Genomic DNA, 14,582 nt, shown 5'->3' on the forward strand with positions numbered 1-14,582 from the left:
TTCTCGGCTGCCGCGGCGGGGTCTGACGCGACCGGCGCCCCGCCGCGGGGCTCCGCGCTGCCGGTCACCTTCCGACCGAGCCGAAGGCCACAGCCGACGATGACCACCGCCCCCGCCGTCTGGGATCCGCAGCGGCCGAGCCGCATGCCGTACCACCGTTACCGCCCCTACCAGGACCGCGTGCACGTCCCCGCCGGGGACCGCCGCTGGCCCTCCGCCCGTATCGAGCGCGCCCCGCTGTGGGTCCCCGTCGACCTGCGCGACGGCAACCAGGCGCTCGCCGAACCGATGGACACCCCCCGCAAGCGCCGCTTCTTCGACCTGCTGGTGGCGACCGGTTTCAAGGAGATCGAGGTCGGCTACCCCTCCGCGAGCCGGACGGACTTCGACTTCGTACGGCACCTCGTGGCGGACGGGGCCGTACCGGACGACGTGACGCCCGTGGTGTTCACGCCCGCCCGGACCGACCTGATCGACCGGACCTTCGACGCGATCGCCGGGCTGCCCCGGACGGTCGTGCACCTGTACATCGCGACCTCGCCGGTGTGGCGGGACGTGGTGCTCGGGCGGGGCCGGGACGAGGTGTGGCGCACCGTGCGGGAGGCGGCCGGGCACATGGCCCGGCGGGCCGGCAACGCCCCCGGCGTCCGCTTCCAGTTCTCCCCCGAGACCTTCAACCTCACCGAACCCGACTTCGTGCTCGAACTGTGCGACGGGCTCACCGAGTTGTGGGACGCGAGCCCCGACCGGCCGGTGATCCACAACCTGCCGGCCACGGTGGAGATCGCCACCCCGAACGTCTACGCCGACCAGGTCGAGTACATCCACCGCAACCTGTCCCGCCGCGGCTCCGTCATCCTCTCCGTCCACCCGCACAACGACCGCGGTACGGGCGTCGCCTGCGCCGAACTCGCCGTGCTGGCCGGGGCGCAGCGGGTGGAGGGCTGCCTCTTCGGCAACGGCGAGCGCACCGGTAACGTCGACCTGGTGACCCTGGCCCTCAACCTCTACACCCAGGGGGTCGACCCGATGGTGGACTTCGGCGACATCGACGCCGTACGGGAGACGGTGGAGCACTGCAACCGGCTGCCCGTGCACCCCCGGCACCCGTACGCCGGCGAGCTGGTCCACACCGCCTTCTCCGGCACCCACCAGGACGCCATCAGCAAGGGGCTCGCCCACCACGCCCGGCGGGCGGCCGAGGCGGGGCTGAGCGAGCGGGAGGCGCCCTGGGAGGTGCCGTACCTGCCCGTCGACCCGGCCGACCTCGGGCGGTCCTACGAGGCGGTGATCCGCGTCAACTCCCAGTCCGGCAAGGGCGGGATGGCGTACCTGCTGAGCCAGTACGCGGGGATCGACCTGCCGCCGGACATGCGGCCGGAGTTCGCCCGGATCGTGCAGGAGGCGACGGACGACAGCGGGCGGGAGGCCACCCCGAAGGAGCTGTACGAGCTGTTCCGGGCGGCCTATCTGACCGAGGGCGCGGTACGGCTGCACGCCTGGTCCGCGCACGAGGAGGCGCCCGGCGTCCACCGCTTCGTGGGCACGCTGGAGGCCGGCGACCGCGTCGGCGACCACGAGGGCACCGGCGCCTGCGTGGCGACCGCGTTCGCCGACGCGCTGGCCGGGGCCGGTCTGGCGGTGCGGATCCTGGACTTCACCCAGGGTCCGGCGGCGGCCTTCGCCAAGTGCCGGGTCGCCGGGGTCACGGCCTGGGGCGCGGGCACGGGACCGTCGGCCACGGTGCGGGCGGTGCTGTCCGCGGTGAACCGGGCGGTGCGATGAACGAGGTACTGCGCGCCGAGGACGTCCACGTCGTCCGGGACGGGCGGCCCCTGCTCCAGGAGGTGTCGCTGACCGTGCGGGCCGGGGAGCACTGGGCACTGCTCGGCCCCAACGGCGCGGGCAAGTCCACGCTGCTCGGGCTGCTCGGCGCGGTGGTGCACCCGACCCGGGGCACGGTGGAGGTGCTCGGGCACCGGCTGGGCCGGGTGGATCTGCGGCAGCTGCGGACACTGGTCGGACACGTCAACCCGCGCCATCCGCTGACCTCGCCGCTGCGGGTACGGGACGTGGTGCTGACCGGCGCGACGAACTCCGTGGAGCCTGTTCCCCGGTGGCGGCCCACCCCCGAGCAGCGGGAGCGGGCCGAGGCGCTGCTGGCCACGCTGGGGCTGGACGCGCTGCGGGACGCGCGGTGGCCGACGCTGTCGCAGGGGCAGCGCGGCCGGACGCTGATCGCGCGGGCGCTGATGCCCGAGCCGCGGCTGCTGCTCCTGGACGAGCCGGCGACCGGCCTGGACCTGCCCGGCCGGGAGCTGCTGATCGAGGCCCTGGAGTCGCTGCGGGCGGAGCGTCCGGAGCTGGCGACGGTGCTGGTCACGCACCATCTGGAGGAGTTGCCGGCGGGCACCACGCACGCCGTGCTGCTGCGCGAGGGGCGGGTACTGGCCTCGGGTCCGGTGGGCTCGGTGCTCACCGGCGACCAGGTCGGCGCGTGCTTCGGGCTGCCGCTGACGCTCCAGCGGCACGAGGGCCGCTGGAGCGTGCGGATCAGGCGGTGACGGGGTGACGGCAGGGGGTGCCCGGTCCGTGCGGGACGGGCACCCCCTGCCGTCCCGGGGTCACTTGTTCAGGTAGGCCCAGAACTCGTCGAACGACAGGACCTTGTCGCCGTCGAGGTCACGGGACTTGATGATGGCCTCCGCGACCGTCTCGGTGACGTTCCAGTCGCCCTCCTGTGCCAGGGCGGACTTGAACTCCGCGGCGGTTATGAAACCGTCACCGTCCGCGTCCATCCGCTGGAACTGCTTGCGTGCTTCCTCGATGTCCGCCACCGATCCGCCCCTTTTGCTCGTGTTTCTCATGCCGTGCTGGCGTACTGACGCTGGTCAGATTAACGGCCCGCACGAGCGCGGAGTGCGTCGACCACCCACGCGAAGTCCTCGGTGTGCGGCGGGGCGGGCTGCCGGTTCACCACGGCGAGCAGGTGCCGGTAGCGGGCCACGCGCTCGTCGAAGCCGGCCGTCATGCGCTCCAGCACCCCGGCCCGGTCGGCGTCGCCGAACAGGTCGTCCAGCACCTCCTCGGCGCCGGGGCCCGTGGGGTCGACGCCGCGCTCCCGGGCCGGCCCCACCAGCTCCACGAGCCGCTTGGCGAACCACAGGGACCGCCCGCCCGGCTCGCCGGGCCTGCGGTCGGCCGCGTTGAACTCGACGGCCCGGCGCATCTGCGCCCGGAACCCCGGGTCCTGGAGCATCTCGGCCAGCTCCACCCAGGCGTCGACCTCCTCGGGCGTGGGGTCCTCGGCCAGGTGGACGGCGGTGCGCCGGATCCGCTCCCGGATGTCGGGGTCCACGGTGTCCAGTCCGTGCAGCGTCTCCGCCACGAACTCCTCCATGATCCGCTGCCGTTCGGCGGCGGACAGTCGCGCGAGCTTGTTCACGAGCGTCATCTCCTCTGCTTCGGAGCCCCGGCGGGCCACGGTCGACAGCACCGCGCGGGTCACCTTCAGCGACCGGATCCGCGCGTCCAGCGCCGCCACGTGCGTGGCCGCGACCTCCGCCACGGTCCGCTCGCCGGCCAGCACCGTGCGCACCTCGTCCAGGCCGAGCCCGAGTTCGCGCAGGGTGCGGATCAGCTCCAGCCGGGCCGCGCTCCCGGCGTCGTAGAGCCGGTAACCGCCGGCCGAGCGGGTCACCGGGGTGAGCACGCCCTCGTCGGACCAGTAGCGGATGGTGCGCACGCCCGTCCCGGTGGCCCGGGCCAGCTCGCCGATGGTGAACAGCCTGGTGCCGTCGTCGTTCATGTCTGGGAGTCTGGGCCCTCCAGCGGGTGGAGACTCAAGGGGGTACGGGGCCGTGGGAACCTTGCGGGACGTTCTCGACGCGGCGGCAGCGGGGCGCTTCCAGCCGGCGGACGGCACCACGACGGTGCTGCCGCAGCCCACGCCCCGGGACGCCGGGGTGCTGTCCTTCACCGCGCACACGGTGGTCTTCACCGACGAGGACGCGGACTGGGTGTACCAGACCCTGCGTTCGGTGGACTCCGACCCGCTGGCCGCGTCGATGAGCCCGCGCTTCCTGACGGCCCTGCTGGACCGGACCGGGCGCACGGCCGAGACGATCGACGCGGTTCCGGTGGCCGACCCGCTGCCGGGCGAGCCGTCGTGCGCGCTGCGCGAGATCGAGGACCCGGCGCAGCCCCGGATCGCCTACGCCCGGCACCGCCGGGACGGGGTGCGGGCCTGGGCCACCGACGGCGGAGCACTGGCGCTGGGGCGCGGGGTCGCCGGGCGGCCGCGGCGCCTTGCCGTCCGCCTGGGAAGCGGTGGGCTTGATGCCGGTCGGCCGGTGGCGGCTACCGGTCGGCGACGCGCATTTCGAACCATGTGGTCTTGCCGCGGGGCAGCAGGTCCACGCCCCAGCGGTCGGACAGCTTGTCCACCAGGGTCAGGCCGCGGCCGCTGACGTCGGTCTCCTGGACCGGCAGCAGGCAGGGCAGGGCGCGCGAGGGATCGCGGACCTCCACCCGGATCCAGCCGGGGCGGCGCCGCATGCGCAGGCCGAAGACGCGGGCGCCGGTGTGCCGTACGGCGTTGCCGACGAGTTCCGACACCAGCAGCACGGCGTCCTCGGCCAGTCGGGGGCTGAGCCGCCAGATGTCCAGGACCACGACCTGGGCGAGCCGGCGGGCGCTGGCGGCGGATTCCGGGCGGGACGGCAGCGGGACCTCCGCCTCCGTCGGGTCTCCGAACAGTTCGAGCGCTTTGAGCGCTTGTTCGTCCGCGATCGCGGGCGACCAGCGTGCCGCGGCTGCGCGGCCGTGTCCCCGCGGCTGTTCGTTGCCCTCCAGCCCCGCCATGTCCCCATGATGGCCGTCCGGAGCCGTCTTGGGGGGCGTTCCGGAGGAATACCCCCGCCGGGCATCCTCGATCCGGCCCTGTCCGGGGGCATATGCCGGAGGCCTGAAAAAGTCCGACAGGGCCCCGCTGACCTGCGGCGACGGCTCACTTTCCGGCAAGCGTCGGACTCCCTCGGCGGCGCGGTTCCAGGGCTGCCCCAAGGCTCCCACAAACCGCCCCAACGAGGGACTCGGGAATCAGACAACCCGTCAATCGACCGGCTCACGGACGGGCCGGCGGGGCGGGACACGCCCGTCCCACCGGCCGTTCGCCGATCCGTCAGACGAACTTCGCCTTGCCCGGGCCCTCCTCCACGAAGCTGCGCATGCCCCGCTCGCGGTCCTCGGTGGCGAACAGGCCCGCGAACCAGTTCCGTTCCACGGCGAGCCCGGTGTCGATGCCGGTCTCCAGGCCGGTGTCGACCGACTCCTTGGCCGCGCGCAGCGCGATCGCCGGGCCCTTGGCGAGCCGCGCGGCCCAGGCGTGCGCCTGCTCGTACACCTCGGCGGCCGGGACGACCCGGTCCACCAGACCGAGCGACAGCGCCTCCTCGGCCCCCACCTGGCGGCCCGTGAAGATGAGGTCCTTGGCCCGCGAGGGGCCGATCAGCCGGGGCAGCCGCTGGGTGCCGCCGGCGCCCGGGATCAGTCCGAGCAGGATCTCGGGCTGGCCGAGCTTGGCGTTGTCGGCGGCGATGCGGTAGTCCGCGCACAGGGCCAGTTCGCAGCCGCCGCCGAGGGCGTAGCCGGTGACGGCGGCGACGACGGGCTTGGGGATGCGGGCGACGGCGGTGAACGCGTCCTGGAGGGCACGGGCGCGCCGGATCATCCCGGCGTGGTCCATGTCCTGCATCTCCTTGATGTCCGCGCCCGCCGCGAACACCCGCTCGCCGCCGTAGAGGACCACGGCGCGTACCTCGTCCCGGCGGCCGGCCTCCTCGGCGAGCTCCTTCAGCCGGTCCTGGGTGGCGATGTCCAGCGCGTTCATCGGCGGCCGGTCCAGCCGCAGGGTGCCGACGCCTTCGGCGACTTCGAGAGTGACGGTCATAGGGCTCAGGTTAACGGGCACTAACGCGGACGGACCCGGTGCCGTAGGTCACAGCACCGGGCCCGTCGCATCACTCAAGGCTCACTTCTTCCATTCCGCCCAGGACATGTTCCAGCCGTTGAGGCCGTTGTCCGGGGCCACCGTGCGGTCGTGGGAGTTCTTGACGATCACCACGTCACCGATGATCGAGTGGTTGAAGAACCAGGCCGCCGGGACGGAGCTGTCGTAGCCGCCGCGCACGTCGCGCAGGCCCACGCAGCCGTGGCTGGCGTTGTAGTTGCCGAAGGCGCCGCCGCCCCAGTAGTTGCCGTGCAGGAAGGTGCCGGAGGTGGTCAGGCGGATGGCGTGCGGGACGTCCTTGATGTCGTACTCGCCGCCGTAGCCGACGGTCTCGCCGTTCATGCGGGTGACGGTGAGCTTCTCGCTCATGACCATCTGGCCGTTCCAGGTGTCGTAGCCGGGCTTGCCGGTGGTGACCGGGATGGTCTTGACGACCTTGCCGTCCTGGGTGACCTTCATCGTGTGCTTGGCCGCGTCCACGATGGAGACCTGGTTGCGGCCGATGGTGAACTTCACGGTCTTGCGCTGCTTGCCGTAGACGCCGTCGCGGCCCTCGACGCCGTCCAGGCCGAGGTCGACGGTGACCTTGGTGCCGGGCTTCCAGTACTTCTCGGGGCGGAAGTCCAGGCGGTCGTTGCCGAACCAGTGGCCCTCGACCTCCACGGCCGGCTCGGTCTTGATGCGGATGGCCTTCTCGACGTCCTCGGGATGCGTGATGCCCCGGGTGAAGCGTATGGAGAACGGCATGCCGACGCCGACGGTGGAGCCGTCCTCGGGCGTGAAGTAGCCCATGAAGGTGTTCTTCGGCGTCAGCGTGGTGAACGTGGAGTCCTCGGCGGCCCGGCGGCCCGCGGAGTCCTCGGCGACCGCGTGCACCGAGTACCTGGTGCCTGCGGCCAGATGCGTCGACGGCGTCCAGGACGCGCCGCCCGCGCCGATGGCGCCCTCGACCTCGACGCCCTTCTCGTCCTTGACGGTGACCTCGGTCAGCTTGCCGCCGGTGACGCCGACCTTCAGGGTGCCGCTGGTGTCCACGCCGGTGGCGCCGGCCTTGGGCGCGATGCTCACCGCGGCCGTGGACTGCGCGTCCTTCCCGTCCCCCTTGCCCTTCCCCGCGCCGGAACCGGCCCCGGAGTCTCCGCCTCCGCCGCACGCGGCGAGCGACAGCACCAGGGCCCCGGCTATCAGCGCCAGTCCCCTACGGCCCCGCCGCCCCCGATTCGACGCCCCCGGTACAGGCCGCATGTTCAAGTTGTTCTCCCCTCGCCGGACCAGGCATGACCCGGCCCGCTCCCCACCACTCATGTGCGCGCATATTAACTGCCTGGATGCACGCCAGGCGCGGGGTGAACGTCACCGTTCCGTCGCAGATTCCCCCCGCGACCTGCACCTCGGCCGCCGGGCCCCCCTCACCGCGCCGTCACTTCACCGCGCTGCCCGCCGTCCAGTCCTTCCAGTCCATGTTCCAGCCGCCGAGGCCGTTGTCCGGGGCGACCGTCTTGTCCTTGCTGTTGACGACCTCGATGACGTCGCCGACGAGGCTGCGGTCGAAGAACCAGCCCGCCGGGGTGTCCGAACCGCCGCCCTTGACGTCCCTGAGACCGACGCAGCCGTGGCTGACGTTGGCCGTCCCGGGGGCGTCCGTGGCCCAGTAGTTGCCGTGCAGGAAGGTGCCGGAGTCGGTGAGCTTCATGGCGTGCGGGACGTCGGGGATGTCGTACTCGCCGCCGAAGCCGACCGTGCGGCTGTTCATGCGGGTGACCTCCAGCATGTCCATCACCACCATCTTGCCGTTGTAGGTGGGGTGTTTGGGGGCGCCCGCGGTGATGGGGACGGTGGCCAGCAGCGCTCCGTCGCGCCGCACCTCCATCATGTGCCGGGCCGCGTCGACCAGCGAGACCTGGCCGCGGCCGACGGTGAAGGTCACCGACTTGTCCTGGAGGCCGTACACGCCCCGCGCGCCCTCCACGTCCCGCAGGCCGAGGTCCACGGTGACCTCGGTGCCGGGCTTCCAGTACCGCTCCGGGCGGAAGTCAAGGCGGTCCTTGCCGAACCAGTGCGGGCGGATCTCGACGGGCGGCCGGGCGGTGACCTTCACGGCGCGCTCGACGGCGGCCCGGTCGGCGATCTCCCGGCTGAAGGAGAGCGAGACGATCATCCCGGTGCCGACGGTGGCGCGGTTCTCCGGGGTGACGTAGGCGATGAACCGTTCGCCGGGGACGTAGGTGGTGAAGGTGGTGTGCCGGGCCGAGCGGCGGCCCCGGGGGTCCAGCGCCACCACGTCGACGGTGTACCGGGCGGCGAGCGCCAGCCGTTCCTCGTCGGGGCGCCAGGTCAGCCCGTCGGCGCCGATCCGCCCGGGGACCGGCGACACCCGCGCGTCCTGCTCCTTGACGACGGTCACCTTCTCCAGGCGCCCGCCGGGCACCCGGATCCGCAGCCGCTCGTCCGGGCGTACGGCCCGGCTCCCGTCGTCGGGGGTCACCCGGATGACGTCCTCGGGGGCCGGGGAGTCCCCCCGTGCCCCGCCCATGCCCAGTGGTCCCGGGCCGTCGACGGAGCAGCCCGCGAGCAGCCCCGCCCATGTCAGTACGGCGGCCAGCGCGGCCCCCGCGCGCCGTGCGCGTCCAGTTGCGTGCCTCACACGGGTCTCAACGACCGGGCACGCCCCGGGGAAACGTGAGTGCGAGCCACCCGCTGGGCAGAACAGAGGGAAGGACGACCACGCCGGGGAGCCGCGCACGCGAGCGGGCGCCCCGGCGCCCGCGTCGGAGCCACGGACGAGCCGCCGGGAAGAGGGGCCGACAGTGACGAGCGCAGCCGAGCAGCGGGCACCGGCCGGGGAGCCGGCCGCCGGGAGCGGGCAACCGGCGGCGGTGAACGGCGCCCGGCGGCCCGTACCGCCCGCCCCGGTCGTGTGGCCGGGTACGCCCACCCCGCTGGGGGCCCGGTTCCGGACCGGCCCGGACGGGGTCGCCGGCACCAACTTCGCGCTGTGGGCGGCGGGCGCGGAGGCGGTCCGGCTGTGCCTGTTCGACGAGGCCGGGCGGGAGACCCGCATCCCGCTGACCGAGCTGACGCACGAGATATGGCACGGCTTCGTGCCCGGGGTGATGCCCGGACAGCGGTACGGCTACCGGGTCGAGGGCCGCTGGGACCCGTGGACCGGCGCCCGCTGGAACCCGGCCAAGCTGCTGCTCGACCCGTACGCGCGGGCGGTGGACGGCGAGTTCGCGCTGCCGCCGGAGGTGTACGGGCACGTGCGGGACTGGCCGGACCAGTCGGTGGCCGACACCGTGCGCGACGAGCGCGACTCGGCACCGTACGTCCCGAAGGGGGTCGTCGTGCACGATGACGACGACTGGTCCGACGACCGCCGCCCCAAGACGCCGTGGGCCGACTCGGTGATCTACGAACTGCACGTGCGCGGCTTCACCAAGCGGCACCCGGCCGTCCCCGAGGAACTGCGCGGCACCTACGCGGGGCTCGCCCACCCGGCCGCGATCGAGCACCTGGTGAAGCTGGGCGTCACGGCCGTGGAGCTGCTGCCGGTGCACCAGTTCGCGCACGAGGACCACCTGCTGCGCCGGGGCCTGACCAACTACTGGGGCTACAACTCCATCGGCTACTTCGCCCCGCACGCCGGCTACGCCGCCTCCGGTACGACGGGCGGGCAGGTCGGCGAGTTCAAGCGCATGGTGCGCGCGCTGCACGCGGCCGGCATCGAGGTCATCCTCGACGTGGTCTACAACCACACCGCGGAGGCGGGCGAGCTGGGCCCGACGCTGTCCCTGAAGGGCATCGACAACCGCGGCTACTACCGGCTCCAGGACGACGCCCGCCGCTACGCCGACTACACCGGCTGCGGCAACACCCTGCACGTCGTCCAGCCCCAGGTGCTGCGGCTGATCACCGACTCGCTGCGCTACTGGGTGACCGAGATGGGCGTGGACGGCTTCCGCTTCGACCTCGCGGCGGCGCTCGCCCGCTCCATGCACGACGTCGACATGCTCTCGCCGTTCCTGGCGGTGATCGCCCAGGACCCGGTGCTGCGCCGGGTGAAGCTGATCGCCGAGCCGTGGGACATCGGCTCCGGCGGCTACCAGGTGGGCGCCTTCCCGCCGCTGTGGACCGAGTGGAACGACCGGTACCGGGGCGCCGTGCGCGATTTCTGGCGGGGTGCCCTGCCCGACGTACGGGAGATGGGCTACCGGCTGTCCGGCTCCAGCGACCTGTACGCCTGGGGCGGCCGGCGCCCGTACGCCTCGGTCAACTTCGTCACCGCGCACGACGGCTTCACCCTGCGCGACCTGGTGTCGTACGAGCGCAAGCACAACGAGGCCAACGGCGAGGACAACCGGGACGGCACCGACGACAACCGCTCCTGGAACTGCGGGGCGGAGGGCGAGACCGGCGACGAGGACATACGGGCGCTGCGCCGCCGGCAGCTGCGCAACCTGCTCACCACCCTGCTGCTGTCCACCGGCGTGCCCATGCTGGTCGCGGGCGACGAGTTCGGCCGCACCCAGCACGGCAACAACAACGCCTACTGCCAGGACAACGAGATCGGCTGGGTGGACTGGTCGCTGCTTCAGGAGCCCGGCTGGCGGGCGCTGTACGACCTGACCGCGCGGCTGATCGCGCTGCGCCACCGGCACCCGGTGCTGCGCCGGCGGGCCTTCTTCTCCGGCCGCGCGCAGACCGCGGACGGGCTGCGGGACCTGGCCTGGTTCACCGCGCGGGGCACGGAGATGACCGAGGGCGACTGGTACGCGCCCGCCGCCACGCTCGGCATGTACCTGTCCGGGCGGGACATCCCGGGCCGGGACGAGCGGGGCGCGCCGGTGGTGGACGACAGCTTCCTCGCGGTGCTGCACGCGGGCGGGCGGCCGGCCGGGTTCGTGCTGCCGGGACCGCCGTGGGCGGAGCGGTACGAGGTGGTCGTGGACACCTCGGCGGAGGACCAGGCCGGGGAGCCGGGCACGGTCCACCGGGCGGGCGCGCGGATCACGGTGCCGGAGCGGACGGTCCTGCTGCTGCGGGCCGCCTGAGCCGGTACGGCGGCGGCTCTGTGACGGCGGCAGGCGCTGTGCCCTGACGGTGTGCCCGAGCCGGTCAGGGGCGTGTGTGACACTGCGCGGGGCCTGTGTGCCGGCTGTGCGTGACGCGGATCACGCCCGTCGAGTGCAGCGCGGACCCGGGTCCAGGGCCTTTCTCCTGGTGTAGACAGCCGGCGAGAACGGGGACCGTGGGGATGGAGCAGGCCAGGGCCGGTGAGTACGACGCGTTCGTGGCGGCCCGCTGGTCGGTGTTGTTCCATCTGGCCCGTCTGCTCACCGGGGGCGACCGGCACCGGGCCGAGGACCTGTTGCAGGAGTCCTTGGTCAAGCTGTGGTTCGTCTGGCCGAAGGTCGCCGACGAGGCGCCGGAGGCCTACGTGCGCAAGGTGCTCGCGCGGGCCGCGGCCCGCTCGGCCCGCCGCCGCTGGTGGGGCGAGCGCCCCGTGGAGGAGCTGCCGGAGACGGCGGCGGCCGGAGACCTGTCGGCGACCGTCGCCGAACGGTCCCGGCTGGAGACGGCGCTCGCCCAGCTGACCCCGCGCCAGCGGGCCGCCGTGGTGCTGCGCTACTACCAGGACCTGCCCGACCGGCAGGTCGCCGAGGCCCTGGGCTGCCCGGTGGGCACGGCCCGGTCCCACGCCGCGCGCGGAGTGGCCCGGCTGCGCCGGCTGCTGGCCGACGTCATCGAGCCGGTGGGGTGAGGAAGAAGCATGGACCACTTCGAGCGGCGGCTGGCCGGGCTGCTGCGGCAGGACCCGGAGCCGGTGCCCTTCGAGCCCCGGCACCGGGAGGCGTTGCGCGCCGGGGTGCGGGCCCGGCGCCGGGCGCGCGCGACGCGCCGGGCCGCCGGGGGTGTGCTGGCCGGCGCCGGGCTCGGCCTGGTGCTGGTGCTGTGGCCGCACGGCCCCACCGACGACCGCCCGGCCGCGCCGCCGCGGCCGGCGACCAGTCCGGCACCGACGCCGACACCGACACCCACCTCGACCGCGACGCCGGCCCCCGGTGCCTCGGTGTCCGAGCCGCCGCCCCGGTCACCGGACCACACGCCGTCCACGCCGACCACGGCGACCGTGACGCCGACGGACGGCGTCGGCTCCACGACCCCGGAGGACACCTGGAGCACTTTCCGCACGCCCACGGCCACGACCACCCACCGGCCGCCGTTCGCCACGGACGCCGGCTAGCCCTCGACCCGCCGCCCGCCCCGGTGTGCCCCGGCACACCCGACCGATCAGAGACAAACGGGGTTCATGTGACGCACATCCGACCCAGCCGGCCGAGCCGGCAGTCCGCCGGCGCGCCGGCCTTCCGCCGGATACCCCGGCCCGCCCCGCTGCCGGCGGCCCACGAGGCGGCCGAGCCGGTCGTGGACGTGGCCGTGCCGGTCTACAACGAGGAGAAGGACCTGGAGCCCAACGTCCGGCGGCTGCACACGCACCTGCGGGACACCTTCCCCTATCCGTTCCGGATCACCATCGCCGACAACGCGAGCACCGACGGCACCCCGGACATCGCCGCCCGGCTGGCCGCCGAACTGGCCGAGGTGACCTCGCTGCGGCTGCCGGAGAAGGGCCGGGGCCGGGCCCTGCGGGCCGCCTGGTCCGGCTCCCGGGCGCCCGTGCTGGCGTACCTCGACGTGGACCTGTCCACCGGGCTGGCGGCGCTGCTGCCGCTGGTCGCCCCGCTGATCTCGGGCCACTCCGACCTGGCGATCGGCACCCGGCTGGCGCCGGGGTCTCGGGTGGTGCGCGGGACCAAGCGCGAGGTCATCTCCCGCTGCTACAACGTCCTGCTGCGCTGCACGCTCGCCGTGGGCTTCTCCGACGCCCAGTGCGGTTTCAAGGCGGTGCGGCGCGAGACGGCCGAGCGGCTGCTGCCGCTGGTGCGGGACGGCGAGTGGTTCTTCGACACCGAGCTGCTGGTGCTCGCCGAGCGGGCGGGCCTGAGGATCCACGAGGTGCCGGTGGACTGGGTCGACGACCCGGACAGCAGCGTGGACCTGGTCGCCACCGCGCTGGCGGACCTGCGCGGGATCGTCCGGATGCGGCGCACCCTGGCCCGCCGCCCGGGGCCGGTGGCCCGGTGACCGCGACCCTGCCCGGCATAGGAAGGCCGGACACCGAGGCCGCGCCGCACTCCCGGCTGCGGGCCGCCGCCCGCCGCCACGGCCCGGTCCTCGCCCTGTTCGGCACCCTGAAGCTGGCCGGCTTCTGCTCCTTCATGTACCTGCTGTCCTCCACCGGGGACTACCGCACGAAGCACCCCCGGTTCGGCGGTGGCGCGCACGCCTGGGACGTGCTGGCCACCTGGGACGGCTGGTGGTACCAGCAGATCGCGCTGCACGGCTACGACCCGAAGCTCGTCCCGGTCCCGGGCGCCACCGGCCTGATCACGCTGGAGGGCAACTCGGCGGCGTTCTTCCCGCTCTACCCGGCGCTGATGCGGCTGACCTCGGCGGTCACCGGCCTCGGCTCCTACGGCGCCGGGCTGCTGGTCTCCATCGTGGCCTCCTTCGCCGCCGCCCTCGGCATCTACGCGGTCGCCGAGCGGTTCGGCGGCCGGCGGGCCGGGCTCGCGGCGGCCGGGCTGTGGGCGGTGTGGCCGGGCTCGGGCGTGGAGTGGGCGGTCTACTCCGACTCCCTGTACGTGGCCCTGGCGGCCTGGGCCTGCCATGCCGTGCTCACCCGGCGCTGGCTCACCGCCGGGGTGCTCACCTTCGCGGCCGGGCTGAACCGGCCCACCGCCGGCGCGCTGATCGCCGCGCTCTGCGTGTCCGCGCTGCTGTCCCTGCGCCGCCGGGAGGACGGGGTGCTGCGCCCGGTGCTGGCCATGGCCCTGGCCCCGCTCGGGCTCCTCGGCTATCTGCTGTGGGTCGGCAACCGCATGGGCGACCTGGGCGGCTACTTCAAGCTCCAGTCGGGCGCCTGGGCACACAGCTTCGACTACGGCAAGCAGACCCTGGACGTGCTGACGTCCGTGCCCGTCGGCAAGTTCGACTACCTCTTCGCGTACCCGTTCACGGACGTCATCTCGGTCGGCGTCATCCTGCTGGTGTGCGCGCTGCTGCCGCTGCTGCTGCGGCTGCGCCCGCCGGCGGTGCTGGTCCTGTACACCGTGATCACGCTGGCCCTGGTCCTCGGCAGCCAGCAGATCGTCGCCAACATCTCCCGCTATCTGCTGCCCTGCTTCCCGCTGTTCGTGCCGCTCGCGGTCGCGCTGCGCCGGCTGAGCCTGCCGGTGCTGTGCACGCTGCTGGGGATCGCGGCGCTGGCCTCCGGCTCGTACGCCGGTTACGCCCTGTTCGAGCTGGGGGTGCCGTGATCCCGCCTGCCGGACGGTGTCTTGACGGCGGATGCGGGTTCCTGGCACCGTCCTGTGATCATGAGGCCTGCCACGGAACACACGTACGCGCGCATCGCGCTCGTGGCACGGCGGCATGTGGATCTGTGCCGGCAGTCCAGCGCCCTGTGTCGCTGACCCGCACCCTCGTTCCCCTTCTCCTTCCCTCCTTC

At 73.5% G+C, this 14,582-nt stretch carries 14 protein-coding genes and 1 pseudogene; 9 read left to right on the forward strand and 6 right to left on the reverse strand.

Annotation, left to right across the window (positions count from 1 at the left end; translation table 11 throughout):
* Positions 1-99: 99 nt before the first annotated feature.
* Together Srubr_RS24530 and Srubr_RS24535 are read left to right on the forward strand one after the other, a co-directional pair.
* Positions 100-1,785, forward strand: coding sequence for a 2-isopropylmalate synthase (locus Srubr_RS24530; RefSeq protein ID WP_189998448.1), 1,686 nt, complete (start codon positions 100-102; stop codon positions 1,783-1,785).
* Positions 1,782-2,564: an ABC transporter ATP-binding protein gene (locus Srubr_RS24535; protein WP_189998449.1), complete on the forward strand. Its 783-nt coding sequence runs from the start codon at positions 1,782-1,784 to the stop codon at positions 2,562-2,564. The genes Srubr_RS24530 and Srubr_RS24535 overlap by 4 nt, the downstream gene beginning before the upstream one ends.
* A 60-nt stretch (positions 2,565-2,624) precedes the next feature.
* Here the strand turns inward: Srubr_RS24535 and Srubr_RS24540 are convergent, their stop codons facing one another.
* Positions 2,625-2,837, reverse strand: coding sequence for an EF-hand domain-containing protein (locus tag Srubr_RS24540; protein WP_189998490.1), 213 nt, complete (start codon positions 2,835-2,837; stop codon positions 2,625-2,627).
* A gap of 59 nt (positions 2,838-2,896) precedes the next feature.
* Positions 2,897-3,808, reverse strand: a complete 912-nt coding sequence (locus tag Srubr_RS24545) for a helix-turn-helix domain-containing protein (protein WP_189998450.1) — start codon at positions 3,806-3,808, stop codon at positions 2,897-2,899.
* 52 nt (positions 3,809-3,860) lie between these two features.
* Between Srubr_RS24545 and Srubr_RS41010 the strand changes: the two genes are divergently transcribed.
* Positions 3,861-4,469 (forward strand): GNAT family N-acetyltransferase, encoded by a 609-nt coding sequence (locus tag Srubr_RS41010; protein ID WP_373313620.1) that lies wholly within the window; start codon positions 3,861-3,863, stop codon positions 4,467-4,469.
* Here the strand turns inward: Srubr_RS41010 and Srubr_RS24550 are convergent.
* The 4 genes from Srubr_RS24550 to Srubr_RS24565 form a co-directional block, all read right to left on the reverse strand.
* Positions 4,360-4,863: an ATP-binding protein gene (locus Srubr_RS24550; RefSeq protein WP_189998451.1), complete on the reverse strand. Its 504-nt coding sequence runs from the start codon at positions 4,861-4,863 to the stop codon at positions 4,360-4,362. The genes Srubr_RS41010 and Srubr_RS24550 overlap by 110 nt on opposite strands.
* Positions 4,864-5,182: 319 nt before the next feature.
* Entirely contained in the window at positions 5,183-5,950 is a 768-nt protein-coding gene (locus Srubr_RS24555; protein WP_189998453.1) for an enoyl-CoA hydratase/isomerase family protein, read from the reverse strand.
* Positions 5,951-6,031: 81 nt separating this feature from the next.
* Positions 6,032-7,255: a L,D-transpeptidase gene (locus Srubr_RS24560; RefSeq protein WP_189998455.1), complete on the reverse strand. Its 1,224-nt coding sequence runs from the start codon at positions 7,253-7,255 to the stop codon at positions 6,032-6,034.
* A gap of 175 nt (positions 7,256-7,430) precedes the next feature.
* Positions 7,431-8,654 carry a L,D-transpeptidase gene (locus Srubr_RS24565; RefSeq protein ID WP_189998457.1) on the reverse strand — a complete coding sequence of 408 codons (1,224 nt, stop codon included), beginning with the start codon at positions 8,652-8,654 and terminating at the stop codon, positions 7,431-7,433.
* 163 nt (positions 8,655-8,817) lie between these two features.
* Between Srubr_RS24565 and glgX the strand changes: the two genes are divergently transcribed.
* The 6 genes and pseudogenes from glgX (at position 8,818) to Srubr_RS42100 (ending at position 14,547) form a co-directional block, all read left to right on the forward strand.
* A complete protein-coding gene (gene glgX, locus Srubr_RS24570) occupies positions 8,818-11,061 on the forward strand; it encodes a glycogen debranching protein GlgX (protein ID WP_189998459.1) in 2,244 nt (747 codons plus the stop codon).
* Positions 11,062-11,264: 203 nt separating this feature from the next.
* Positions 11,265-11,771 (forward strand): SigE family RNA polymerase sigma factor, encoded by a 507-nt coding sequence (locus Srubr_RS24575; protein WP_189998460.1) that lies wholly within the window; start codon positions 11,265-11,267, stop codon positions 11,769-11,771.
* A 9-nt stretch (positions 11,772-11,780) separates the two neighbouring features.
* On the forward strand, positions 11,781-12,254 hold the full coding sequence (locus Srubr_RS24580) for a hypothetical protein (RefSeq protein WP_189998463.1): 474 nt from the start codon (positions 11,781-11,783) through the stop codon (positions 12,252-12,254).
* Between the two features lie 131 nt (positions 12,255-12,385).
* Positions 12,386-13,150: pseudogene (locus Srubr_RS24585) on the forward strand (dolichyl-phosphate beta-glucosyltransferase); the annotation flags it as partial.
* Between the two features lie 2 nt (positions 13,151-13,152).
* Positions 13,153-14,391, forward strand: coding sequence for a glycosyltransferase family protein (locus tag Srubr_RS24590; RefSeq protein WP_373313621.1), 1,239 nt, complete (start codon positions 13,153-13,155; stop codon positions 14,389-14,391).
* A 60-nt stretch (positions 14,392-14,451) separates the two neighbouring features.
* A complete protein-coding gene (locus Srubr_RS42100) occupies positions 14,452-14,547 on the forward strand; it encodes a putative leader peptide (RefSeq protein ID WP_350969273.1) in 96 nt (31 codons plus the stop codon).
* The last annotated feature ends 35 nt before the right edge of the window (positions 14,548-14,582 follow it).

It is taken from the genome of Streptomyces rubradiris, from assembly GCF_016860525.1.
Lineage (GTDB): Bacteria > Actinomycetota > Actinomycetes > Streptomycetales > Streptomycetaceae > Streptomyces > Streptomyces rubradiris.

Excerpts from the sequence above, each read along its gene's own strand:
- Srubr_RS24550 (WP_189998451.1), bottom strand. The coding sequence starts at position 4,863 with ATGGCGGGGCTGGAGGGCAACGAACAGCCGCGGGGACACGGCCGCGCA.
- Srubr_RS42100 (WP_350969273.1), top strand. The coding sequence starts at position 14,452 with ATGAGGCCTGCCACGGAACACACGTACGCGCGCATCGCGCTCGTGGCA.
- Srubr_RS24575 (WP_189998460.1), top strand. The coding sequence starts at position 11,265 with ATGGAGCAGGCCAGGGCCGGTGAGTACGACGCGTTCGTGGCGGCCCGC.
- Srubr_RS24580 (WP_189998463.1), top strand. The coding sequence starts at position 11,781 with ATGGACCACTTCGAGCGGCGGCTGGCCGGGCTGCTGCGGCAGGACCCG.
- Srubr_RS24560 (WP_189998455.1), bottom strand. The coding sequence starts at position 7,255 with ATGCGGCCTGTACCGGGGGCGTCGAATCGGGGGCGGCGGGGCCGTAGG.
- Srubr_RS24545 (WP_189998450.1), bottom strand. The coding sequence starts at position 3,808 with ATGAACGACGACGGCACCAGGCTGTTCACCATCGGCGAGCTGGCCCGG.
- Srubr_RS24535 (WP_189998449.1), top strand. The coding sequence starts at position 1,782 with ATGAACGAGGTACTGCGCGCCGAGGACGTCCACGTCGTCCGGGACGGG.
- Srubr_RS24555 (WP_189998453.1), bottom strand. The coding sequence starts at position 5,950 with ATGACCGTCACTCTCGAAGTCGCCGAAGGCGTCGGCACCCTGCGGCTG.
- Srubr_RS24530 (WP_189998448.1), top strand. The coding sequence starts at position 100 with ATGACCACCGCCCCCGCCGTCTGGGATCCGCAGCGGCCGAGCCGCATG.